This window comes from Neoroseomonas marina, assembly GCF_012927745.1.
GTDB lineage: Bacteria > Pseudomonadota > Alphaproteobacteria > Acetobacterales > Acetobacteraceae > Neoroseomonas > Neoroseomonas marina.
In genome coordinates this window covers 652,313-675,175 of the sequence record NZ_JABBKX010000001.1, presented here as the reverse complement: position 1 = coordinate 675,175, position 22,863 = coordinate 652,313, and the positions used below count along the sequence as shown (strand labels likewise).

Sequence of the window (22,863 nt, the reverse complement as noted above, 5' to 3'; positions counted from 1 at the left end):
GTCTCATCCGCCGGCCCGCGTCACGCGGCCGCTGCCCATGTCGACCCGCACCGTGGCCAGTCCGCCGTTGACGATCACCCGGACCTCCCAGGCGTGGTCCTCCTCGTCGACCTCGACCTTGACGGCGCGGCCGCCGGTCGCCGCCTCGGCTGCCGCGGCCCCTTCGAGGGCGGTGGTGCGCGCATCCTGCACGAGGCGCGCTTCCGCCGCCTCGTCCGCCGTAATGGGTTCGGGCGCCTCGGCCGAGACCCGGCCGCCGGGACCGACGGTGATGCGGCGAGAGGTCGATCCGCTCAGGAGTTCAACCCACGCCCTGCCATTCGCGCCGTCGAGCGCGGCTTCCCAGACCAGGCCGCCATGGGCCGTGCTGGCGCGCCGCATGGCCTCCATCAACCCTGGCGCGCCGGCCGGCGGCGGCAGGGGCTCGGAGGTCGCCGCATGCTGCGCGGTCCCGCAGCCGATGAGCAGGACAGGCAAGGCGTGCAGCAGCAGGTGCCGTCGCATCATGGGCGCACCGCCGTCACGGGAGGCCGAGGCCGATCTGCACGGCCGTGGCTGCGAGTTCGACCATCAGCACCGCCAGGATGAAGATCTCGATGACGTACTCCCGGCGAAAATAGCTGTATTCGAGCAGCCGGTCATTCGCCGTGTCGTAGAGGTCCTGGCCGATCTCGATCGCGTCATCGAGCGCGCGCAGGCGCGACAACGCATCGGCCAGCAGCACCAGCTCGCTGAACACGCGCCGGCCCAGCGGCGGGAGGTCCGCGCTCGGGCTTTCCAGCGCGGCCTCGAGCCGCACGAAGCGCATCCGGTAGCCATGGGCCGCCGCGGTCATCGCGTTGACGTGGCGCTGCCGGGAGAGGTCGCGCCGGCCGACGCCGTGGGTGAGGGGGAGGTCGTCCTGCCAGGCGGCCCATTGCCCGTCGATCTCCGCCTCCAGCGCGGCGAGCGCACGCTCGACGCGGGTGAAATGGACGAGGCCGGCGATCACCTCCTCGCTGTCCGCGGCGGGGCCGGTGCAGACCGCCCGGCCGGGGCGCCACAGCACCCGCACGCTGCGGACCAGCACCTCGGCCGCGGCGATGCCGTCGGCGGAGGCCCAGGCCTCGGCCTCGGCCTGCAGCTCATAGGGTGTGGCCTGGCCGGACGGCAGCTGCAGGACGACGAAGCCGCCCCCGTCGGGCGTTTCGCGCAGCACCTCCGCGACATGGGCGGGCAGGCGCAGGGCCTGGGCGGTGAAAGGGCGGCGCAGCGTGGTCCCGGCCGCGGGCGCCGCGTCGTCGCGCAGGTCGACGCGCCAGGCGATCGGCCCCGGCGGCGCCAGGCGGTCGTTCACCGTGTCCATGCGCGTTCGTCCAGAACGGGCAGGCGGACCTGCTCGACCACCGCCTCGCCGACATCCGGCGGCGGCAGGAAGGGCACGCCGTCCTCGAGGATCGGGCCGGGCAGGGCGAGGACGTAGCGCGTTTCCTTGCACAGCGCGAAGGCCGACAGCAGGAAGGCGCCGTTGAGGTGACGCAGCCAGTCGTGGCCGAGGCGCCGCTCGATCTGCCGGTCGATCGCGTCGGCCCGCAGCGTCGAGGGATCGAGCCAGTCCGAGGCCATGATGAAGCCCCAGGAGCCGAGGAAGGAGGGGACTGTCGCGTTGTAGCTGTGCACCTCGGCGAAGACGGTGCGCAGGGTACGGACCAGCGCCGCATGCTCCTTGTAGTCCTGGAAGGAGAATTCCAGGCCCTGGATCATGATGATCCCCTCGGGCCGCAGGCGGCGCCGCAGCAACTGGTAGAACTGGCGGGTGTAGAGCGCCTGGGCGGGACCGTTGTCGAGGTTGTCCACGACGTCGATGATGACGACGTCGAACAGCAGGTCCGTCTCCTCCACGAAGCGCCGGCCGTCCTGGAAGACCAGGCGCGCGCGGGGGTCGTCGAAGGCACCCTGATGGGCGTGGACCATGTGCTTGCGGCAGATCTCCACCGCCTCGGCGTCGATGTCGACCATCACGGCCGAGCGGACCGAGGCATGGGCGAGCACCTCGCGCAGCGTGGCGCCTTCGCCGCCGCCGATGATCAGCACGTCGCGCGGCGCGTGGTGGCACAGCATCCCGGGCTGCACGAGCAGCTCGTGGTAGAGCGCCTCGTCCTCCTGCGCGCTCTGGATGCTGCCATCCATGAAAAGCGCGCGGCCGTAGTTGCAGGTATCGGCGACCACGACGCGCTGGAAGGCGGTCTGCGACGCATGGGCGACCGAGAGCACCCGGTAGGAATAGAGGTCGAAGGGATCGGAATCCTCGACCGAGTAGATCGGCCCATGGCCGAGCTTCGCCGGGTCGAGCGGCTCCATCCAGAACTCGTTCCGGCGCAGCGGCGGCAGCGGGTAGGGGCGGTCGCGGATCGTCTCGGGGTCGCCGGGCAGGGTGTAGTTGGTGGTCACGAACTCACTCCTGCTCGAAGGCCAGCGGTACGCGGGAATCGCCGCGGCGCAGGCGCACGAGGCGCGGGTCCGAGCTGCGGAAGGCGGCCTGCAGATGCGCCACCGCCGCCCTCAGGCCGAGCTCGGTGCCACAGGTGAAGACGTCGACCGCGGCGTAGCCGCGCTCGGGCCAGGTGTGGATGGCGAGGTGCGATTCCGCGATGACCACGACGCCCGAGACGCCCCAGGGCGCGAAGCGGTGGAAGACCTCCTGCACGATGGTCGCGCGGGCGGCGCGGGCGGCGCCGAGCATAGCCTCCCGCACATGGTCGATGTCGTCGATCAGCGTATCGTCGCAACCGTAGAGGTCGAGGACAATCTGTTGCCCAACGAGGCATTCGGAACTCGTGGGCATCGCCTCCTCGAGCATCGAGACGGGCGCGGCGGTGTTCATCGGGCAGTGGCCTTTCCGGTCGGTGCGCGTGGCGCGGAACGGCCGGAACATAAGTAGGAACTTTTGCAGGACCCGGTGCTGCCGGCTTAATTCTCCTTCATCGGACGGCCGATCGGACCGGATGGCCCCCCCTGCGCCAAGACGCGCTTCGACTGGTCCGGGATCGTCCTGGGGGCCATCTTCGCGCTGCGAAGATAGTCCGGGACACGACCTCTCGCGCCCCAGTTTACCTGGCGGTGCTTCCGCCCCTTCAGGCATGGCTCTTTCGCCGCGTCCCCCATCCCCCGATGTGTGGTCGTTCGGTGGGGCGAGGTCGTCGCGAAGCGCCAAGCCTGGCTTGTGTGCCTGGACTTGTCTGGGGTCTGTGTGTGTATGGCGGAGGGAGTGCGACCGGATTCGAACCGTCGCTTGGTGTAACGCTCGCGTCGACTGAGGGACTGGAGCCGCCGGCCAGATTCAAACGACAAAACTCTGTTGCGTACTGCAGCGGCCTGATCCGGCAGGACGTCTCAGACCGCGCCGCCGACTCGGGACACTCCGACCAAGAGCAGCCGCCATGCCCAGCAAAGTGTCATCGGCGGCGCTTCGCACTGCACAACTGCTTCGTGAGCCGTCTAAAGGATAGCCGCCGGCCGGCCGGACGAAATTGGATCGCCTCGGCCTTTGTGGAGGATCCGCGAAGAACCTTGCCCATAGCGCATCCCTACATGCCGGGGAGAAGACTGCACCATCAAAGCCCGGGACCAAACATCTAGCGATGCTGAAGTCGGCCAGTTGCGCGCCGCTCTTGCCCGCCAATAATGAGAACCACTTCTGCGTCTTGGCCTGGCGAAGCGCCAGCACCATCCCGACCGGGCGCGCCCGAAACGCCAGGCGATCCATCCCGTCCAAATCCGCCTAGACCACAAATCCCAGGTGTCGCCCCTTGAGGTCCGCGAGCTCCTGGGCCGCCAGGCGCCCCCGCTCTGCCGTGCGTTCCTGCCTGACCACCTCTCGCGACCAAGTCGAGAGATGCGCCTGGTGTCCACTCATCCAGCGCAACGACGATCCGTCCAGCATTACCGCCTGAGCCCGCTGCCCCGCCTGAGCCCGCTGCTCCGCCCCGGCCGCCGTCGCCGCCGCGCCCTGGCCCGGAGCTGCAATCGACGATCCCGGCAACGGCGGATGAGCCACGTGCGCCCGGCCCTCCTGCGCCGCCGTCGCCACCCCGGCCACCGTCGCCACCCGCCTGACCACTGTTGTCTACGGTTAGCTGACCGATGAGCGTGCGCGCGCGGACTACGATTTCGGGAGCAGTCGCTCCAGCCTGACCAGACTGCCCACCTCCACCATCACTACCAGGAAGGCCGTTCGCACCGCTTCCATTTCCGGTACCGCCAGGCGCTCCCGGGCTCCCAGGCATGCCCCCGGGAGCACGCGTGAGCGGTACGCCGCGAAGGATAGCGCCCGCTGCGACCAGTTCGTCGGCGGCGATCTCCCGGTCACCTGCAAGCAACACTTCTCCTGAATACTCGCGGCGAGCCGGCCGGCTCCGAATTGGCTCGGTTGCTGCCGGCAGCGTTGGATTACAATGCTCAGTGATCCTCGCGACTTCTCGAATCCAAGGCTCAACTACGTGTAGCGGCAACACCGCATTAAGGCCTTGCGCTCCCTCTCCTCGTAACCCGCCCAGCACGATCGCGGCGACACTGCCGCGAAGGGAAATCGCCGGTCCGCCCGAATTGCCCTCGTTCAGGTCACCATCAACGACGAGTGCCTCTGCGGGAAAGCCAGGAAAGCTTGCCTGGCGTGAGCGCACGGTGACGCGCACCTGATCGTAGCTGCGTCCAAGCGGAAAGCCGAGCGCAACGGCGGTGTTCCCGACCTGGAGCGGTTCACGGAAACAGATTGGCAACGGCGTCTCCCTGAGGCCTGGAGTGTCGGCCCGCAACATCGCAGCGTCGAACTCGCGGTGCATGCGCAGGGAATTCTCGATGAGACCGATCTGTTGGCCGCGGTCACTTCCTAACCGAGCGGTCACCGTTACTTCTGTCAAAGGTCGGCTTCCCGTGGTCTTGAAAAGATGCGCAGCCGTAAGAACGCGCTGCCCATCTCCAATAAAGAACGCGGTGCCGGTACGTGGAGCAACAGGCCGGCCTGTATCAGGATCTGTACCGGTCACTGTTAGATGCAATATTCCGAGAACATGCTGATCTCGAAAATTCGGGAGATTCTGAGCATTCGGGAAGACTGGTGCGAATAGAATAGTTGACAGCACGAGCGCCCTCAACATCGCTAAACTCCAATCTCTATAAGCACTCGACGCGCCTCGACGCTGGCGTCGATCCCTGCGCGTGGCGTGCGTTGTACGGTCGAAATGCGCCTTTCTGCTACACCCTCGGCAACGAGCGCGGCGCGGACTGCAGTCGCACGAGCGAAAGCGGCACCGACAAATTCGCTATCAGGCGTAGCGAACCAAATAATGAGCACGTTCGTCTGCGGCCGCTCAGATGCTTCGCGAGCAGCCTGTGATACGACGGTCCGCGCGGGCGGATTGAGAGAAACTCCCGAGTCAAGAAAAACAACCCTTTGCACCGGTGCGTCGGTACTACAGGCGGCCAACAAATTGAGCGCCACTAACGTCACTAACCGTCTCCGCGCATTCTTCATAGCGAGTATATCCCGCGAACACAGCGTCGGTCCCCATCGGTGATGCTTCGTCCCATCTCGCCGCGCACACGGTTCCAGGTCCATTCCTCGGGGAAATCGTACATCATTACCGAGTTGACATTAGGGGTTGGGTCACCGACGCAGCGCGCGGTATTGCTCAGAGGCTGGAGCACGTTCGCGCGGATGTAAGCCGGCGTCCACGCCGGTCCATTACCGGCCATTGCAGCAATCACCACGTCCTCACGCCACTGAATGCCGGCATCCGGATGCTGGTGTTCGTGGCGAAGACCGAGCGCGTGCCCAAACTCGTGCATGATGATGTAGTCGGGCTGGCCGGGTATGATGTTCATCGTAGGTGCGGAGAGGTTACGCTCCGCTCTCGCATGGCGCCCAATCAGCGACCAATTGCCCCCCGGTCCAAAGCGAACGCGAATGTGTGCGCGCGCCGCCGAAACATCCATCTCGAAGGCGAGGTAGTGCTCTACGCCATCGCGAAGCCAAGCCGAAGCAGCTCGTTCGCAGGCAGCGCGTTCGTCCGCACTAGCGGACAGAAAATGCACGCCAAGTGTCACCTTGCCGCCCGGCGTCGACCCATCCCTAGGTGTCCAGCGGTCTTCCGCCATGCTGAGGCCGAACGGCGTGAAAGCAAACTCGCGGACTAGGCGGTCGCTCATGAATGGGGAGAATTCGGCTACATCAGTGGCCGGAGGACCAGCGAAGGGTCGGTAACCTGCCGAACCTGCCGCGCGAGGGGGCGGTGGTACGGCCACGCAGAGCGGTGAGGACACAGTTTGCGCTGGCCCTGCGCGAACCGCGCAACATCCGAGAAAGGTACATCCTGCCCCGAGCAAACGACGCCTTCGAATTCGCATTGCTCAGCCTCGTTTTGTTTCGCTATAGTATTTTGCGACGTGCTTTACCACTCGCAAATAGGAAACTGGCGTGTACGCGTTCCGAGGCCCAAGGCTCTGCCCTCCGCTACGTGCTGGGTGCGGGCAAGTTTGCAGTATTTTTCTGCCGGTTACTGATGCAGGCGGCTGGCCGCAATTGGCTGAGGCTAAAGTGGGAAGGACGGAGGGGCCGGGAGCATATTGATGAGTTAAGGCTGGGCGTGCGCATGCGGGCAGCCATCATCGCGTCTGAATGAGCCCGAACTCGAGTTTGTGAAGGAGGATGGAGTGTGATGTGGCCTGCAAGGAAGCCAAGCAGGACTTCATTGTTGCTCTTGCTAATTGCCGCCCTTACCGCATGCGGCACTACGGATCCTCCAGCACCTCCTGCCATCGGCCAGTACAGCTGCCTTCAGGTGCCGAGCGGCTTTGAGGGGCCTGGTACAATCATGCGCCGAGATGGCGCTGGCAACCTGTTCCTCGTGTACAATCTCCTGGGCGACGCTGCTCTGCGGAATGCTGTTTACACAGCCCAGAACGTGCAGACGGCAGCGGCTACACGCACGGGCGCTGAGGCCGCGAGCCTCACCATGGGTTTGCTTCAGCAACTGCTTCCTGGCTTTAGCGCAAATATTGTCGGCGAGGCACAAGGGCAATGGGCGGGGTCCGTCACATACACTGGCGTGGATGAGCATCGAACGTACGATGATCCGATGCACCGAGCCGCGCTCGCATGGATGCAAACCGCGTCGCGGGTGCCCGGGAGCGACTATTTTCTGATTAGAGACGCGCTGAGTGCGCGGAGCATGACTATGGAATTGAGCGCCCAGCAGGTAAGCAGCCTCGGTTTGGATGCAGTCTTGGAGCGCGCGGCGAGCGGACGAGCAAACGTGTCATTGACGCGAGGCGCGACGTATCGCCTTACGAGTGATTTCTCCACGCCGCTGTTCGTATGCATAACGCGAGAACGTCTTGTCGACGTGGCAGTGACCGCGCCCCCGGGCGTTGCTGGCGCGCCGAGTGCAACCGCGTTGGGTGGGGGTGATCAGTTTCAGCGCGTATTTGAAGTATCCCCTCTTCCGCCCACCCGACTGGCACCAGCTAACTGGTAACGCTTGGGGAGATGAGGGTCTTGCGTGCAATCCGGTCGGCATCGATGACGATACACTCCTTCGGCGCATTCGGAGCTTCTCTCTTCCTCGCTTTGGTTTCGCCAGTTTCGTCGCCGGCTCAGGAAGTTCCGGATTTCAGGACCCGTTATCAGCTGGGTGTGGTTCATCTCACGGTGAGTGGGGTGGACCCGGCGACGGGTTTGCGGGTGGAAAACAGGACTGGAAGCGGGTTCTTTATCTCGGAAGATCGGCGGCTTCTCACCGCAAAGCACTTGTTCCTGGGCTCGGACCAGCGCCCGCTCACTCAGATTGCGGTGCTCGGTCAAATTGGTACGCACCAGGGTCGTAGCTTCCCGCTGCCTGCTGGCGCCCTGCGGCTACACCCTGAGTTTGACGTAGCTATGCTTACGGCGGCGGACCCCTCGCTCGCCCATCGCGCCCTGCCACTGTGTTTCGACCAGCCGCGGCGTACCGGTGAGCGGATCGTGGCGCTCGGCTTCCCCCGCGGTCAGGATTACGACCAGACCGATGGCACGATACGGACAACCACGGTGAGTTTCGGAGAGGCGTGGCTCACAGGCGCCGACGTCAATCCGGGAAACTCGGGCGGGCCAGCACTGTCGCTTGCCGGGAGCGTGGTCGGCATCGTGCTTGGCGGTTTCCGAGAGCGCGATATCCAGGGCCAGAATGTCATCTTACCTCTCCGCGTCGCGCGAAACTTCATCGCAGACGTCGCCACAATACAGCAGAACTGCAGCGGTGGCGCGGAGCAAGAGCCTCTCGGGGCTGCTGCGGACCGGTGGATTGCTTCGGCTGAACAAGCCCGTTCGGCGGGTGCGCTCATACCTGGTCAGCCGCTCCCTGTTGGACTCACATCCAGTCGTGCGATCTTCGAGCACGAATGGCAGAACGCTGGTATTGCAGTTCGCCGCGGGGTGGCTCCGCAACGCCTTCGCAGGGCGCTGTCGTTGACGATCAGGTCCTACCGTCTGCAGGAGTACGGAAGCCCCGAACAAGCTAACGCACTTCGCTGGGCAGATGAGATGATCGGCTTCTTCCGCGAGATCTCCAGCCGCCGAGATCTTGCGGAGGCCATGCTTGAGAAAGCAGCCACGTATCTTGAGATCTCGCAGATTCACCACACTGATCGCGCACGCTTTGATAGGATCGCACGTGACGGCGATAAACTGATGCAGGACTGTTTTGCGATCGCCGAAGACGATCAGAAGCCAGAGCTCCTTCGGCTATGGAGTCGCTTTTACTACAACCTCGCGCGGCCCAGCACTGGAAGGCTGTCGGATCCATGGAGCGATGAATTTCTAGCCCTAGCCGACAGGCGCATCGATGAGGCGCTTCGTCGCGAACCGGCCTCCCTGCGCAACCTAAATCAAAAGGCCAGGGTACTGCAGCGGCGAGCGAAAGCTACAATCGCGACCCCAACTGACTCGTGGTCCCAGGCTCTTTGGGCGACGCAGCAGCGCTTGCTCTCGGCTTGGAATGCTCAAGAGCAGGGACTAGCGAGCCCGGCTGAACGAATCCCGCCGTTGAATATCCTGGCGACACTGACGCTCGATGCAGTGGTTTATCAGTTGGCATTGTTGGGGCCGGACGAGCGAACTGCTCAGGCAAGCCGCATGATCGCGACGATTGATGAGGTCGGACTCCCCTCCCAGCGCGAAGCCTGGGGGCTGGTCCGAAATACCGACTTGGCGCGCGCATATGGCTTTGACACGGCCTATGATCTCGCACGCCTATACGCTCTGAGGGCAGTCCTGGGTGCGCTAGTTGCCGGTCGCCAAATAGATGGCGACGTGGACAACGCCATATTGATGCTCGGGCACGCTCGCGAGGCTGCGACGGTGCCGCAGCTTGACGCCGCTAGGGCGAGCCTCGAAGGCGATAGAGTCTTCGTCTGGCTGCACTCCGCCGCGCGTGATCGCTTAGTTGGCGTCCTTGCAGGGAGCCGATGATGCTGCAGCAACTCCGGCTCAGAGCAACCAAGTCTTGAGGGGGGTGGTTAGCTGTGCGGATCTTCCTTTTCAAGCGCTTCCAGCGCCAGCGCTGGCACGTGCCAATCCTTAGGGCGTTGCAGCTGAGGTCGCAGTTGGGCGCTCGATCCCGCTCACTTGCGATCCTCCTTCCTGTTGCGCTCACGCTGTTAGCGCCAGCTCAGCTACGCGCGCAGAATGGAGTTCCGGATTTCAGGACCCGTTATCAGCTGGGTGTGGTTCATCTCACGGTGAGTGGGGTGGACCCGGCGACGGGTTTGCGGGTGGAAAACAGGACTGGAAGCGGGTTCTTTATCTCGGAAGATCGGCGGCTTCTCACCGCAAAGCACTTGTTCCTGGGCTCGGACCAGCGCCCGCTCACTCAGATTGCGGTGCTCGGTCAAATTGGTACGCACCAGGGTCGTAGCTTCCCGCTGCCTGCTGGCGCCCTGCGGCTACACCCTGAGTTTGACGTAGCTATGCTTACGGCGGCGGACCCCTCGCTCGCCCATCGCGCCCTGCCACTGTGTTTCGACCAGCCGCGGCGTACCGGTGAGCGGATCGTGGCGCTCGGCTTCCCCCGCGGTCAGGATTACGACCAGACCGATGGCACGATACGGACAACCACGGTGAGTTTCGGAGAGGCGTGGCTCACAGGCGCCGACGTCAATCCGGGAAACTCGGGCGGGCCAGCACTGTCGCTTGCCGGGAGCGTGGTCGGCATCGTGCTTGGCGGTTTCCGAGAGCGCGATATCCAGGGCCAGAATGTCATCTTACCTCTCCGCGTCGCGCGAAACTTCATCGCAGACGTCGCCACAATACAGCAGAACTGCAGCGGTGGCGCGGAGAGCACAGCCTGCGTCGGAGGCCGGCTCATTCCAGAACTACGCCCAAATGCGGGAGCGCCTTTCAATCCCAGTCTAGGAGCAGATGCAGGGGCGTTCGAAGTTGTACAGCGCTGCCAACATGGTTCTGAGTTGGACGCGAGACAGTTGGCAATCGCAAATGTAGAACTGGTACGATCGGAGCTCTTCCGTTCGGGTGCGGAAGAACTTGTCTTAGGCCAAAGGTACTATCTGCTTCCGCTTGCGGTGCATTACGCAAATGACCCAACCGAGGCGAAGTGGCGCTTGTTGCAGAACGAGGCACGCAGGACCGAGAGTGCGCTGAATGCAGTCATCGTCTCTGCCCAAGCAGCTGCACCCGAGCTGGAGCGCGAGTTGCCTCGGCGCGCGCCGGTGCTGCACGGCCTACTTCTCGGTCGTGCTCTACTCTTGGCGGAGCTGACAAGTGCTGCGACTCCAATCTCATCAAATGCAATGAGATCTTGGATCGAACGATACCAGCCACTAGTGCTTGATTTGAGTAGAGAGCTGGATATGTTAAAGATTTACTTAGCCAGACAATAAATATTGTGAAGATTGTGGAGATCGATTTTGTGCCGCGCTGTTTGAGCCGCCGCGGCGAGACGGACCGTCGGGGCGCTTACATTCCGCGCCGGTACGGGCACGCTGTTCTTGATCCACACATGACAGCCGAGCTCAAAGTCAATCCTACTGCGAGCGAGGCAAAAACGAAGCCACCGTACCCTTCCTTCGATCGCAACTCGCTTGACTGCACGCTGACCACTGTCACAAGACGCCGCCCACGCCGGTGGTCCGGTCTGATCGGGAAAATTCCATTCGTGGGAAGCGGACGATCACGCTGCCCGCCGCTTCGTCACCTGCACTGACAGCGTTGCCAATCCCAGGTCGAAGGTTGCGGGCGAAATGTTCCTGGCCATGACGCGCAACGTGTTGTTGGACCAGGCTGTGGCGTCGAGCTTATGAACCGCGTCGACGAGGCCAGCGCAGCATGGGCGAGATCGCCCTGCCGCGCGCCGGGGACAGTGACGTCGAGCAGGCTGGTCGCCCCAGGTGCCAGCGATGGCAGGTCCCAGGCCGTCTCTGCCGCGAACTCCCGCTGCCCGACCAGCAGGGTTGGCGTGCCGCAAAGCAGCGCCGGCGCCGCCTCGGGCACCCGCGCCAGCAGGCTGTTCCAGTGCTGCAGGCTGGCGTGCGCGCCCCAGAGCACCGTGTCGGGATCCGCGCCGAAGTGGTCCGCGCTCATCTGCTGAAGCTCGGCGACCATCGCGTCGAAGCGCGCCTTCTCGGCGAGGAAGGCTTCGAGGCTGCGTTCCTGATTGCGGGCGGCGCGGGCGGTGCGGTCGGTCATGGTCGTCTCCGTCGTGGTGCAGGGCATCCCCTGCGTGTGACGGACCATTCGCGCTGTGCCGCGCACGAGCCAAGCAAGATGCAGCGTCGCGAGATTGCTATGTTTCGGCGGTCTGAATCACATCATGATCGTGCTGATCGGCGGGCCGCCCGCCTGCTCGGATCGCCTTCCGGCGCACACGATTCTTGCCAATTTTTGCCAAGACAGGGTATTGTCTCGGCCATGACCACCATGAACGTTTCCCTGCCGGATGGGCTGAAATCCTTCGTGGATGAGCAGGTCGCCACGCGCGGCTACAGCACCAGCAGCGAGTATGTCCGCGAACTGATCCGCAAGGACCAGGAACGCGAGCGCCTGCGCGGCCTGCTGCTGGACGGCGCGGCCTCGGCTCCGACGGCGCCAGCGGATGACGCCTATTTCGACACGCTCCGCCGCCGCGCCCGCCAACCGCAGGCGTGACCGCCAAGCCGGTCATTCCGCGGGAGGCGGCGCAGCGGGACATCGACCAAGCCATCGCCCACTACGCGGCGGAGGCGGGCGAGCCGGTCGCGTTGGCCTTCATTGACGCGCTGGAGCGGGCCTTCCGGCGGATCGCTCAGCATCCGGCGGTGGGCTCGCCGCGCTTTGCCTTCGAGCTGCGGCTGGAAGGCCTCCGCGCCTGGCCGCTGCGGCGCTACCCGTATTTGGTGTTCTACGTGGAGCGCGAGGACCACCTCGACGTCTGGCGCGTGCTGCATGCGCAGCGCGACATTCCAGCCTGGATGCAGGAGCCCGAAGGGCTGTAGCTCCTGGTCTACCCTGATCCAGGACCACAGAATGGCCTGGCGTTGTCGTCGCGTGCCGCGGCGACATCGGCAAAGATGCGATCATCACCTTCCAGCACGGCCGCCTCGCCTGTCACCTCCTGCCAGCGCCGCACGATGACGTCGGCATAGGCCGGATCGATCTCCAGCAGGACGGCGCGCCGCCCGGTGCGCTCCGCCGCGATCATGGTGGTGCCCGACCCGCCGAAGCAGTCCAGCACCGTGTCGCGCGGCTTGCTGCTGTTGCGGATGGCGCGCTCGACCAGCGCGACCGGCTTCATGGTCGGATGCAGGTCGTTTCGCGCCGGCTTGTCGAAATGCCAGACATTTCCCTGGTCGCGGGCGCCGCACCAATAATGCTGGCTGCCCTGGCGCCAGCCGTACAGCATGGCCTCGAACTGCTGGTGGTAGTCGGCGCGACCGAGCGCGAAGGTGTTCTTCGCCCAGATGATAGTGCTCGACCACTTCCCGCCGGCCTCCTGCCATGCGCGGTGCAGCGTCGGCCATTCCGACGACGACATGCAGACGTAGCAGGCGCCCTTCGTCACCGAGAGCAGGTTCGCTAGCGCCGGGCGGAGGAAGTCCAGGAAGCCCTGGCCCAGCGCGTCGTTGGCGATGGTCATCCTGGCCGCGGTGCCGCCCTGGTAGGCGACGTTGTAGGGCGGATCCGTGAGGGCCATGTCGGCCAGCCGATCAGCGCCGAGGGCGCGCTGCACGTCGTCGAGCTTGGTGGCGTCGCCGCAGAGCAGGCGGTGGTCGCCGCAGCGCCAAAGGTCGCCGGCGCGGGTGACCGCCTCTCCCGCTCGCTGGTCGACTTCACCAAGCTGGTCGAGGTGTTCGACGCGAACAACGTCACGTTTGTTTCGGTGACGCAGTCGTTCAACACCACCACCAGCATGGGGCGGCTGACGCTCAACATCCTGCTGAGCTTTGCTCAGTTCGAACGCGAGGTCATCGGCGAGCGCATCCGCGACAAGGTGGCGGCGTCGCGCAAGCGCGGCATGTGGATGGGCGGCTTCGTGCCGCTCGGCTACGACGTGCGCGAACGGAAGCTGGTGGTGAACGACGCCGAGGCCGGGTTGGTGCGGCGGATCTTCCAGGGTTTCGTGGAAACCGAGTCCTGCACGCGGCTGGTGCAGGCACTGCGCGCCGAGGGCGCCACGACGAAGCGGGGCCGCATGCTGACGAAGAGCGACGTATAAAGCCCGACGTAGTCTTCGAGGGCGGCAACGTCGTGAAGAACGCCAAGGGTGAGATCGACTTCCCGTGCCCTGACCTCTCCCTTCTCGCGACGTACTTCAAGCCTGCCGACAAATCCTTCGTGCTCAGCTGGGCGACCAGTGCGGCGACGGCGCAGGCCGCGCGCCTTGCTGCCCTCATCTCGGCCGAGTACCCGAGCTACTGGCCCGAGACGCTGCGCGCCCTCGTGGTGCATTCGGCGGAATGGTCGGCTCAGATGCAGACTCATCTGCGCGACGCGAGCGGCAAGCGCGCACGTGCGAAGCTCGTCCAGCGCTATGGCTTCGGTGTGCCTAGCGCCGAACGTGCCCTGCGGAGCGCAAATGACGCGCTCACCCTAGTGGCACAGAGCAGCATCCGCCCGTTCGCGAAGGGCAAGATGCGCGAACTGCACTTCTTCGAGCTTCCTTGGCCGCGTGAGGTACTCGCAGAACTTGGCGCGACGCCGGTGCGCCTGCGTATCACGCTCTCGTACTTCATCGAGCCGAACCCCGGTCGACGCGGCTGGAGAAAGCGCCACCGCTACGCGTCGCACGGTCTGCGCTTTGAAGTGAAAGGTCCGACGGAGGCGGTTGAGGAGTTTCAGAAGCGTTTGAACAAGAAGGCGCTTGATGAGGACGAGGCCAAGCCGGTGACCGGCGGCGCCGCGTCGGAGTGGTATCTTGGGGAGCAGGCCCGCAACCGAGGTTCCCTCCACTCGGACATCCTCACCTGCAACGCTGCCGATGTCGCCGAACGAGGAGTCATCGCTGTTTATCCGGTGAGTGGCTGGTGGAAGGACCAGCCGGCGCGCGATCGCAGCGACCTGGGCGCGCGATACGCGCTCGTTGTCTCCATTGAGACGCCGGGCGTCGAGACGGACATCTGGACACCAGTCGCGCAGCAGGTCGGCGTGGCCATCGCCATCGAACCTTAGCGGCCTGTAAAGCTTGATCCCGACGCCGCCATCAACGAGGTGGCCGCGGCCGAGAAGATCAATTTTCCTGCGTCTCGCGCGTGCTGCGGCTGACGCGGCTTGCGCAAGACATAGTCGAGGCGATCCTGGACGGGCGGCAACCGGAGGGGATGACCCTGCCCGGGCTGATGAAGCAATTCGACGAGTAGTGGGCGCGGCAGGTGCAGCGGCTGGAATTCGTTACCCAGCCGAGGTAGCTCCGCTTGTCACTCAGCTCTGCCAGCCCCTACTCTGTAGTGAAGATTCGGCAGCGGGGCCAATATCGGGCCGGAGCCTCGTCCGGACCGTTGCCCTCAGAGATCGGGACGACCATGGAAGCCGCTGAGAGAACGATAAGCCAAATTCTCACCGAGCAAATTCGCTACAATATTCCGGCCTACCAGCGGCCTTATTCGTGGGAAAAGACGAACGTCGAGCAGCTTCTTGACGACGTTTGGGATTCCTACGAGGCGAAGGACGCAGAGTATTTCATCGGCTCGCTCATCACCATCGAGCAGGAGAAAGGCCGTCTTTACGACGTGGTGGACGGGCAGCAGCGGCTGACCACCCTCAATCTGATCTTCTCTCGGCTGCGGGATGCGGTGGACGAGCCCGCGAAGTCCGAACTTGGCCGACGCGTCCTGCCGCGCAACGCGCTGACCGGCGAGGAGGAGACGCCGCGCCTCACTCTCCGTCAGCGGGACCAGACCTTCTTCCGGAAGTATGTGCTCGCCGGAGAGGTCGTGCCCGAGGCGGTTCGCAAGGACATCGCCAAGGAGCAGGACGCCCCGAAGCAGCGAATCGTCGAGAACCTGGAAACCATCGACGCCTTCATCGCGCAGCACGACCAGACGACGCTGAAGCTCTTTGCCAACTATCTCCTCAGCAAGGTCTACGTGGTGTTCGTCACCACCGCATCCTGGCAATCCGCGTATCGCCTATTCAACGTGCTGAACGCGCGCGGCATGGCGCTTACGAATGCCGACCTCATCAAAAACTTGCTTTTCGCCGAGCTCGGCGGGGAATCCACGCGCAGCGGCGAGTTGGACGAAGCGTGGCTGGAGCTTGAAGAGCAGATCGGCATTGAACGGCTGGATCAGTTCCTGGCGCACCACCGGAGCTCGGCAGTCGCGACGAAGGCCCGGAAATCCCTCCACGAGGAGTTCGGGCCCCTCATTGAGTCCGCGACCACACCGTTCGCATTCCTGGAAGATCTCAACACCTCCGCGCGCAACTACCTGCGGATTCTCCGATGCGACTTCGAGGCACCGGCGGCGCGGCGCGCGCTGCGTTCCCTGCAACGGGTTGCGTTTGAGGAATGGATCCCTCCGCTGCTGGCCTACCTGAATAAGCCTGTTGCCGGCCTGCCCGAGGAGGAGTTCATCGACCTGCTGGAGCGGATCACCTACCAGAATTGGATCCGGCGCCTGGCGTTCACCGCTCGCCTGACCGCCTACTTCCAGCTCATCACGGCGATCCGTGCCGGGAAGAGTGCCGACGAGATCCGTGCCATCGTCCGTGCAAACGCCAACGATGACGAGTTCCGCACGCTGCTGGATGGCGATGTCTACGGCCGCCCCTTCGCGCAGGCCGTTCTCCTGCGGTTGGAAGAAGCTGACCAGGATGAGTCAGTCTCGAAGGATTTCGGCGGCAAGATCACCATCGAGCACGTGCTGCCGCAGGCGTTGAAGGACGCCTCCTGGCGCGAACGCTTCACGGATGACGAGCACCGCCTCTGGCTGCACAGGCTCGGCAACCTGGCACTGCTGGCCGGGATCAAGAACTACAAGGCCCAGTACTTTCCTTTCGAGCGTAAGAAGAAGATCTACGCAGAGCGGAACAACCGCGTCTCCTTCGACACGACGAAGCCCATTCTGTCGGCCGAGGAGTGGACGAAGGACCAGTTGCACGCGCGGCAGACCGACCTGCTGGAGCGCGCCTTGCGCATTTGGTCCATTTCACCCCAGGCGGCGGCCTAGATGGATTTTCCCGCGTGATCCATGAGCTGAACTGCTCAGCCCAGAATGGTCGGACTTCCGCCGATGCCGCTTGGAATGAAGAGGTCGTACTGTGTCGCGTCTGACAGATCTGATCGCCAGGGCGAAGGCCAAGGATAGCGCCCTTGGAGACGAGCTTGAGCGTGAGTTCAAGGCGCTCGCATCGCGCCGTGCCTTCGGGCTGAACTTCGAGCGGCATCGGCCCGAGAGTGTCGAACTCCCCGGCCGGCCTGTGCGCCGAGGCGATAAGGTGCGGATCCTGCCGCCCCGGGGCGCGGTCGAGCGCGGCGACCAGCGGCTCTGGCGGGTCACCAGGATCGCGGGGAAGGACAAGGCGAAGGTGGCGCACGTGGCGCTGATCGACGCGGACCCGCCCGAAACGGCCGAGGTATCCGTTGCTGACCTAGTGGTGGTGGCCGAGTTCCGCGACTTCATCTACCCAGGCCTCGTCAGCACCAGAAAGGTGGAACGCGGCGGTGACAAGCCGTTTCACACGGTGATTAATGGCGAGAATTTCCATGTACTTGAGGCGCTGACCTACACGCACCGCGGGAAGATCGACGTGATCTACATCGACCCGCCCTACAACACTGGCGCACGGGATTGGAAGTATAATAACGACTACGTCGAGGCTGAGGACCTTTATCGTCACTCGAAGTGGCTCGCCTTCATCGAGCGACGCCTCATGGTCTCACGAAATCTACTCAATCCAACGGCGTCTACACTGATCATCACGATTGATGAAAAGGAATACCTCCGACTGGGTTTGCTGCTTGAACAAGTTTTCCCAGATGCGTCCATCCAGATGGTCAGCTCGGTGATAAATCCGAAAGGATCGGCGAGGGCTGGTAGATTTAGCCGCGTTGATGAGTACATTTTTTTCGTATTTGTCGGAGCGGCAGCGGTCACGCCTTGGCGCTCAGACATGCTGCGTGAGATCGAAGGAGAAACCAGAAAAGTTCGTTGGGCCGGATTGATGAGAAACGGGGAGGGAAGTCGACGCCAGCGCATTCCGTCGATGTTCTTCCCAATTTACATTGATGAGAAAACGGGAAGGTATCACTCAACAGGGGAGCCGCCACCAGCGGACGTACGTCCGGAGGATGTACCTGCGCCGCCGGGCACTTTGGCAATTTGGCCGATCGACCAGAGCGGGCAAGAACTAATGTGGCGTCTCAGCCCGCCATCCCTGCGAGAATATCTTGCGATTGGGCACGCGAAATTTGGCAAGCGCGATAAGAAGACCGGCCTCCGCTCAGTATCCTATCTGCAGACTGGCATACGGCAAATGTTGGAGGGTGGGGAAGTTGTGGCTGTTGGGAAGGACTCCGAAGGTGCGCTGGAGTTAGAGTTCGCCGATTCCTTAGGAACACGAAATCCGACGACCATTTGGAATTTAGTTGCGCACAGCGCTTCCGAACACGGGGCAGGAATGTTGAAGTCCTTGGTGCCTGGGAGGCGGTTTCCCTATCCGAAGTCAGTCTACGCGGTCGAAGATTGCCTGCGTTTCGTGGTGGGCAAGAAGAAAGATGCTACAATACTGGACTTCTTTGCAGGCTCCGGCACCACCGCGCACGCGGTCATGCGCCTCAACCGGCAAGACGGTGGGCAGCGTCAGTGCATCTCGGTCACCAACAACGAGGTGGCGGCCGATGAGCAGGCTGCCCTGCGGAAGGCGGGCCTGCGCCCCGGCGATCCAGATTGGGAAAAGTGCGGCATCTGCGACTACATCACAAAACCCCGCATTGCCGCGGCAATCACAGGCACGACCCCGGAGGGGAAGGATATCGAAGGCGACTACAAGTTCACCGACGAATTCCCGATGAGCGAGGGATTCGAGGAGAATGCCGAGTTCTTCACCCTGACCTACGAGACCCCGGTCGCCGTCAGCCACAACCTGGCCTTCAGGCGCATCGCACCGCTTCTGTGGATGCGCGCCGGGGCGGAAGGCAGGCGCATCGAAGAGCTTCCGCCGGCTGGGTGGGAGGTCGCCGACACCTACGGCCTGCTTGTCGATCTCGACCGCGCCACTGCGTTCTGCGACGCGGTCGCCGCTGCTGCCGGCTTGCGCATCGCGTACATCGTCACCGATGACGACCGGCGCTTCCAGGCGGTGGCCAGAGCCTTGCCGGGCAGCGTCGAACCCGTGCGGCTCTACGAATCCTACCTCTCCAATTTCCGCTTCGTGATGGGCCGCTGAGCCATGAAGTTCACGCTGAAGGACTACCAGGAAGAGGCTGTCCAGAAAGTCCTGGTCAACCTGAAGAAAGCGTCGCGGCGCTGGCGTGAGGACGGCGACAAGCATGCTTTCTCGCTGACCGCCACTACGGGCGCGGGTAAGACCGTCATGGCAGCGGCCGCCTTGGAGGCGCTCTTCCACGGCGACGACAACTACGACATCGAACCGGACCCGGGCGCCGTGGTGATTTGGTTCAGCGACGATCCTTCGCTGAACGAACAATCGCGGTTCAGGCTGCTCGAGGCATCGGACCGGCTTTCAATCTCCGACCTTGTGGTCGTTCAGAATACCTTCCAGCGCGAGACGTTCGAACCGGGCAAGGTCTACTTCCTGAACACCCAGAAGCTCAGCAAGTCGAGCCTGCTGGTGCGCGGCCATGATCCCGACGACGAAGGGATCGAGAAGGATGGCCAGATGCGGCTTATGCCTGACAGCCGCTCGTTCACCATCTGGGACACGATCCAGAACACGATCGATGACCCTGCACTGACGCTCTACCTCGTACTCGATGAGGCGCATCGCGGGATGCGAGCGGCCACTGGTGCTGGCGAGAAGACAACCATCGTCAAGCGCCTGATCAACGGCTCGGGCGCTGTTCCCGGCATCCCGGTTGTCTGGGGTATCTCGGCCACGGTCGAGCGGTTCAACGCGGCAATGGCCGACATGCAGAGCCGCGCGACGCTGCCGAACGTGGTGGTGGATCCGGCGAAGGTGCAGGCGTCGGGCTTGCTGAAGGACACGATCATTCTGGACGTGCCCAAGGAGGCGGGGCAGTTCGATACGGTGCTAGTACGCCGCGGCACCGACAAGCTGAAGGAGATCTCGGCGGCATGGGCGTCCTATGCCCAGCAGCAAGGTGACGCGAACACCGTCCTGCCGCTGATGGTCCTGCAAGTGCCAAACGCGCCGGATCCCAACGAAATCGGCAAGGCGCTCGACACCATCTTTGCGCAGTGGCCGGACCTGCCCGAGGACTCGGTGGCGCATGTGTTTGGCGACCACACCGCCCAGACCTTTGGGCATCGCACTGTGCCGTACATCCCACCCGAGCGCGTGCAGGAATCAACGTGGGTCAGGATCGTCGTTGCCAAGGACGCCATCAGCACAGGGTGGGACTGTCCGAGAGCTGAGGTGATGGTCTCGTTCCGGCCGGCTCGGGACAGGACGCATATCACGCAGCTGCTGGGACGAATGGTGCGAACGCCGCTGGCACGCCGCATCCCTGGCAACGACCGCCTCAATTCCGTCGACTGCCTGTTGCCCTTCTTCGACGAGTCGTCGGTCAAGGATGTCGCCCGGGCCTTGATGTCCGGCGGCGACGGAGACGCGGAACTCCCCGGCCGTCGCGTGTTGATCAATCCGGTTGAACTAAAGCCGAACCCTGCCATTTCTGAGCCGGTTTGGGAGAAGCTGCTCTCTCTTCCTTCTCAGACCTTGCCGAAGCGGCACGCTCGGCCGGTTAAGCGCCTGACCTCGCTCGCCCACGAGCTCGCCGCCGATGGCCTGTTGGAGGGCGCTGGCAAACAGGCCCACGCGGAGTTGCACAAGGTGCTCGATGGGGCCCGCGCTCGGTACAAGGATGAGATCGCGACGGCCCGGAGCGCCGTTCTAACTGTTGAAGGTAAGAGCATAACGGCCGACCTGAGAGGCCGCGCTATGTCGTTCGACGATTTCGTCGAGGAAGCCGACTACGCTGTCATCGATGACGCCTATCGAAGGGCAGCACGGTCGATCAGCCCGGATCTCGCGACGTCCTTTAGCGAGTACATCGCTGCGAAGGAAGGCGACCCCGATGACCGGGAGGGCGCGCTGATCGATGCGCATGCGACCGTGGCAGCTTTGGGCCTGGTCCCCGACGTCCGCACCATGCTCGAAGCCGAAGCTGAGAAACTGGCAGCCCAATGGCTCACTCGATTCCGGGTCGACATCAAGAGCCTCTCTGATGAGCGCCAGGAGGTCTACCGACAGATCCGGGAGATGAGCGCGAATCCGATGGATGTGGACCTAGCTCGCCCGACGTCGTGGATTCAGCCAACCACAATCCGCGAAGCGAATGGCACAGAGACAGCCCTCCCGCGGTTCGAAAAGCACCTTCTCTGTGACGATGAGGGCCTGTTCCCCGAGGATTTCAACTCGTGGGAAGGCGAGGTCGTCAAGGCTGAGCTGAAGCGGGCGGGCTTAGTCGCATGGTATCGAAATCCGTCGCGATCCAGCCAAGATTCGCTGGGCATCATCTACGACGACGGCGGTGAGCCCAAGATCGTGCGGCCGGATTTCGTGTTTTTCGTTCAGCTACCTGATGGGTCGGTGGCTGCTGACATCGTCGACCCTCACGGAATCCAGTTCAGCGACGCGATCCCGAAGCTGAAGGGATTGGCGCGGTATGCCGACCAGTATGGCGGTCACTATCGACGGATCGAAGTCGTAGCGAAGATCGACGACAAGTTCCGAGTTCTCGACCTGAAGGAGCCCACAACGCGCGCCGCCGTGGCGGCCGCGGCGTCGATAAAGGCTTTGTATGAAAGCGAGGCAGCGTCCGACTATTTGGTTTGAGAAGCAATGCTCCTCGCTCCAGGGCCGGACCGGGACCTTGGAGCGATTCTTCGGAGGGAAGCGCCTCGCCCGGGACGTTCTTGCGCCCGTGGCCCTTCAGTGACCGGCATGGGGCGTGGGAGGCCAGAAGCACGTCGGCAGGCAGAACACGGGAGAAGGAACGCGTCAAACACCAGCACTCCGTACTGGCAGTTCGCGAGCGGAGTACCGAATTCGGGCAAGTGGTATGCGAACCCGAGCAAGTGCCAGTCGCGCCGAAATCGGCCTTTTGCCTCGTTTTTTGAGATCCGTACTGGATCAGTCAAGTCAAGAGGTCCGGAGAGAAAGCGCCGCCGGAGAACGATTTCCAGCGCTCGCTGGCCCGTGCCGGTCAACAGCTCCAGCCTGAAAACCCCAGGAAACCTGCCACTCAGCGCGGCGGTCGGTCTGGCGGAGAGCGCGGCTCGTATGGGAACTGGCGGAGAGGGTGGGATTCGAACCCACGGTACAGTTGCCCGTACTTCGGTTTTCGAGACCGACCCGTTCGACCGCTCCGGCACCTCTCCGCACGGGGCCGGCTGGCGCCGGCCCGAAGGCCCCCGGTCGAGGGGACCCGCCGTATAGTCGGACCCTCGGCCGCGCGCAACGCCCCCTGGCCGTTGACGCGCCACCCGGCCCGGCGCTATACGCCCCGCTCCCACGGCGGCGCCTCGGTGCCGCCGGCCTTTGTTTTTGGGCGAAAGCCCGGAAACCACACAGTTAGAGAGTCCCGGGGCGACCCATGACCTACGCAGTGATCCGCACCGGCGGCAAGCAGTACCGCGTCACCCCCGACGCCGTGCTCACCGTCGAGAAGCTCGAGGCCGAGCCGGGCTCGACCGTGACCTTCCACGACGTCCTCCTGGTGGGCGGCGAGGCGGGCCTGACCGTCGGCGCGCCGACCGTCCCCGGCGCCTCCGTCACCGCGACGGTCGTCGAGCAGTCGCGCGGCGACAAGGTCATCATCTTCAAGAAGCGCCGTCGCCAGAACAGCCGGCGCAAGAACGGCCATCGCCAGCACCAGACGGTGCTGAAGATCGCCGCCATCACCGCGGCGTAAGGAGCACCCCACCATGGCTCACAAGAAGGCAGGCGGCTCGTCCCGCAACGGGCGCGACTCCGAAGGCAAGCGCCTTGGCGTGAAGCTGTTCGGCGGCCAGACCGTGAACGCCGGTTCCATCATCGTGACGCAGCGCGGCACGAAGATGATCCCGGGCGACAACGTCTATGCCGGCCGCCAGCACAGCCTGCACGCCTCCGTGACCGGCCGCGTGAAGTTCGTGCGCAAGGCCGAAGGCCGCGTGCACGTGACCGTCGTCCCCGAGGCGATGGCCGCCGAATAAGCGCCGGCCTCAAGCCGTCGT

At 63.9% G+C, this 22,863-nt stretch carries 19 protein-coding genes and 1 tRNA gene; 11 read left to right on the top strand and 9 right to left on the bottom strand.

Going from position 1 to position 22,863, the window contains the following annotated elements; all coding sequences use genetic code 11:
- Positions 1-3: 3 nt before the first annotated feature.
- The 6 genes from GWK16_RS03250 to GWK16_RS03225 all read right to left on the bottom strand — a co-directional run bounded on the left by GWK16_RS03250 (position 4) and on the right by GWK16_RS03225 (position 6,186).
- The gene (locus GWK16_RS03250; protein ID WP_170052507.1) at positions 4-507 is read right to left on the bottom strand and encodes a PepSY domain-containing protein; all 504 of its coding nucleotides are present in this window, start codon (positions 505-507) and stop codon (positions 4-6) included.
- 13 nt (positions 508-520) lie between these two features.
- Positions 521-1,345: a hypothetical protein gene (locus GWK16_RS03245; protein ID WP_170052506.1), complete on the bottom strand. Its 825-nt coding sequence runs from the start codon at positions 1,343-1,345 to the stop codon at positions 521-523.
- Positions 1,333-2,430, bottom strand: a complete 1,098-nt coding sequence (locus GWK16_RS03240) for a fused MFS/spermidine synthase (protein ID WP_170052505.1) — start codon at positions 2,428-2,430, stop codon at positions 1,333-1,335. The genes GWK16_RS03245 and GWK16_RS03240 overlap by 13 nt, the downstream gene beginning before the upstream one ends.
- Positions 2,431-2,434: 4 nt before the next feature.
- Positions 2,435-2,863, bottom strand: a complete 429-nt coding sequence (speD, locus tag GWK16_RS03235; protein WP_248291084.1) for an adenosylmethionine decarboxylase — start codon at positions 2,861-2,863, stop codon at positions 2,435-2,437.
- Between the two features lie 751 nt (positions 2,864-3,614).
- On the bottom strand, positions 3,615-5,135 hold the full coding sequence (locus GWK16_RS25835; protein ID WP_170052504.1) for a S1 family peptidase: 1,521 nt from the start codon (positions 5,133-5,135) through the stop codon (positions 3,615-3,617).
- A gap of 373 nt (positions 5,136-5,508) precedes the next feature.
- The gene (locus GWK16_RS03225; RefSeq protein ID WP_170052503.1) at positions 5,509-6,186 is read right to left on the bottom strand and encodes a M12 family metallopeptidase; all 678 of its coding nucleotides are present in this window, start codon (positions 6,184-6,186) and stop codon (positions 5,509-5,511) included.
- 1,372 nt (positions 6,187-7,558) lie between these two features.
- On the opposite strand from GWK16_RS03225, the gene GWK16_RS03220 reads away from it, so the two are divergent.
- Both GWK16_RS03220 and GWK16_RS03215 read left to right on the top strand, forming a co-directional pair.
- Positions 7,559-9,484, top strand: a complete 1,926-nt coding sequence (locus GWK16_RS03220) for a S1 family peptidase (RefSeq protein WP_170052502.1) — start codon at positions 7,559-7,561, stop codon at positions 9,482-9,484.
- Positions 9,485-9,537: 53 nt separating this feature from the next.
- A complete protein-coding gene (locus tag GWK16_RS03215) occupies positions 9,538-10,911 on the top strand; it encodes a trypsin-like peptidase domain-containing protein (RefSeq protein WP_170052501.1) in 1,374 nt (457 codons plus the stop codon).
- A gap of 310 nt (positions 10,912-11,221) precedes the next feature.
- Here the strand turns inward: GWK16_RS03215 and GWK16_RS25125 are convergent, their stop codons facing one another.
- The gene (locus tag GWK16_RS25125; RefSeq protein ID WP_248291083.1) at positions 11,222-11,716 is read right to left on the bottom strand and encodes a hypothetical protein; all 495 of its coding nucleotides are present in this window, start codon (positions 11,714-11,716) and stop codon (positions 11,222-11,224) included.
- Positions 11,717-11,938: 222 nt separating this feature from the next.
- Between GWK16_RS25125 and GWK16_RS03205 the strand changes: the two genes are divergently transcribed.
- Both GWK16_RS03205 and GWK16_RS03200 read left to right on the top strand, forming a co-directional pair.
- Positions 11,939-12,175, top strand: a complete 237-nt coding sequence (locus GWK16_RS03205; RefSeq protein ID WP_170052500.1) for a type II toxin-antitoxin system ParD family antitoxin — start codon at positions 11,939-11,941, stop codon at positions 12,173-12,175.
- Complete coding sequence (locus tag GWK16_RS03200; protein WP_170052499.1) at positions 12,172-12,501, top strand: type II toxin-antitoxin system RelE/ParE family toxin; 330 nt, start codon at positions 12,172-12,174, stop codon at positions 12,499-12,501. The genes GWK16_RS03205 and GWK16_RS03200 overlap by 4 nt, the downstream gene beginning before the upstream one ends.
- An 8-nt stretch (positions 12,502-12,509) precedes the next feature.
- Here GWK16_RS03200 and GWK16_RS03195 read toward each other — a convergent pair whose 3' ends face one another.
- Positions 12,510-13,199, bottom strand: a complete 690-nt coding sequence (locus GWK16_RS03195; protein WP_248291082.1) for a DNA-methyltransferase — start codon at positions 13,197-13,199, stop codon at positions 12,510-12,512.
- A gap of 72 nt (positions 13,200-13,271) precedes the next feature.
- Here GWK16_RS03195 and GWK16_RS03190 point away from each other — a divergent pair, with 72 nt between their 5' ends.
- The 5 genes from GWK16_RS03190 (at position 13,272) to GWK16_RS03170 (ending at position 21,481) form a co-directional block, all read left to right on the top strand.
- On the top strand, positions 13,272-13,721 hold the full coding sequence (locus GWK16_RS03190; RefSeq protein ID WP_456306744.1) for a recombinase family protein: 450 nt from the start codon (positions 13,272-13,274) through the stop codon (positions 13,719-13,721).
- Positions 13,640-14,674, top strand: a complete 1,035-nt coding sequence (locus tag GWK16_RS03185; protein WP_170052876.1) for a S8 family serine peptidase — start codon at positions 13,640-13,642, stop codon at positions 14,672-14,674. Before GWK16_RS03190 ends, GWK16_RS03185 begins: the two co-directional genes overlap by 82 nt.
- Before the next feature lie 350 nt (positions 14,675-15,024).
- The gene (locus GWK16_RS03180; protein WP_170052498.1) at positions 15,025-16,671 is read left to right on the top strand and encodes a DUF262 domain-containing protein; all 1,647 of its coding nucleotides are present in this window, start codon (positions 15,025-15,027) and stop codon (positions 16,669-16,671) included.
- Positions 16,672-16,762: 91 nt separating this feature from the next.
- Positions 16,763-18,889 carry a DNA methyltransferase gene (locus GWK16_RS03175; RefSeq protein ID WP_170052497.1) on the top strand — a complete coding sequence of 709 codons (2,127 nt, stop codon included), beginning with the start codon at positions 16,763-16,765 and terminating at the stop codon, positions 18,887-18,889.
- Between the two features lie 3 nt (positions 18,890-18,892).
- Positions 18,893-21,481, top strand: coding sequence for a DEAD/DEAH box helicase (locus GWK16_RS03170; RefSeq protein WP_170052496.1), 2,589 nt, complete (start codon positions 18,893-18,895; stop codon positions 21,479-21,481).
- Between the two features lie 455 nt (positions 21,482-21,936).
- On the opposite strand, the gene GWK16_RS03165 is transcribed toward GWK16_RS03170, so the two are convergent.
- A tRNA-Ser gene (locus tag GWK16_RS03165) sits at positions 21,937-22,026 on the bottom strand.
- 215 nt (positions 22,027-22,241) lie between these two features.
- Here GWK16_RS03165 and rplU point away from each other — a divergent pair.
- Positions 22,242-22,559 carry a 50S ribosomal protein L21 gene (gene rplU, locus GWK16_RS03160; RefSeq protein WP_168040804.1) on the top strand — a complete coding sequence of 106 codons (318 nt, stop codon included), beginning with the start codon at positions 22,242-22,244 and terminating at the stop codon, positions 22,557-22,559.
- 13 nt (positions 22,560-22,572) lie between these two features.
- On the top strand, positions 22,573-22,842 hold the full coding sequence (rpmA, locus tag GWK16_RS03155; RefSeq protein WP_170052495.1) for a 50S ribosomal protein L27: 270 nt from the start codon (positions 22,573-22,575) through the stop codon (positions 22,840-22,842).
- The last annotated feature ends 21 nt before the right edge of the window (positions 22,843-22,863 follow it).

Excerpts from the sequence above, each read along its gene's own strand:
- GWK16_RS03250 (WP_170052507.1), bottom strand. The coding sequence starts at position 507 with ATGATGCGACGGCACCTGCTGCTGCACGCCTTGCCTGTCCTGCTCATC.
- GWK16_RS03245 (WP_170052506.1), bottom strand. The coding sequence starts at position 1,345 with ATGGACACGGTGAACGACCGCCTGGCGCCGCCGGGGCCGATCGCCTGG.
- speD (WP_248291084.1), bottom strand. The coding sequence starts at position 2,863 with ATGAACACCGCCGCGCCCGTCTCGATGCTCGAGGAGGCGATGCCCACG.
- GWK16_RS25835 (WP_170052504.1), bottom strand. The coding sequence starts at position 5,135 with ATGTTGAGGGCGCTCGTGCTGTCAACTATTCTATTCGCACCAGTCTTC.
- GWK16_RS03225 (WP_170052503.1), bottom strand. The coding sequence starts at position 6,186 with ATGAGCGACCGCCTAGTCCGCGAGTTTGCTTTCACGCCGTTCGGCCTC.
- GWK16_RS03220 (WP_170052502.1), top strand. The coding sequence starts at position 7,559 with ATGACGATACACTCCTTCGGCGCATTCGGAGCTTCTCTCTTCCTCGCT.
- GWK16_RS25125 (WP_248291083.1), bottom strand. The coding sequence starts at position 11,716 with ATGACCGACCGCACCGCCCGCGCCGCCCGCAATCAGGAACGCAGCCTC.
- GWK16_RS03205 (WP_170052500.1), top strand. The coding sequence starts at position 11,939 with ATGACCACCATGAACGTTTCCCTGCCGGATGGGCTGAAATCCTTCGTG.
- GWK16_RS03195 (WP_248291082.1), bottom strand. The coding sequence starts at position 13,199 with ATGGCCCTCACGGATCCGCCCTACAACGTCGCCTACCAGGGCGGCACC.
- GWK16_RS03180 (WP_170052498.1), top strand. The coding sequence starts at position 15,025 with ATGGAAGCCGCTGAGAGAACGATAAGCCAAATTCTCACCGAGCAAATT.
- GWK16_RS03170 (WP_170052496.1), top strand. The coding sequence starts at position 18,893 with ATGAAGTTCACGCTGAAGGACTACCAGGAAGAGGCTGTCCAGAAAGTC.
- rplU (WP_168040804.1), top strand. The coding sequence starts at position 22,242 with ATGACCTACGCAGTGATCCGCACCGGCGGCAAGCAGTACCGCGTCACC.
- rpmA (WP_170052495.1), top strand. The coding sequence starts at position 22,573 with ATGGCTCACAAGAAGGCAGGCGGCTCGTCCCGCAACGGGCGCGACTCC.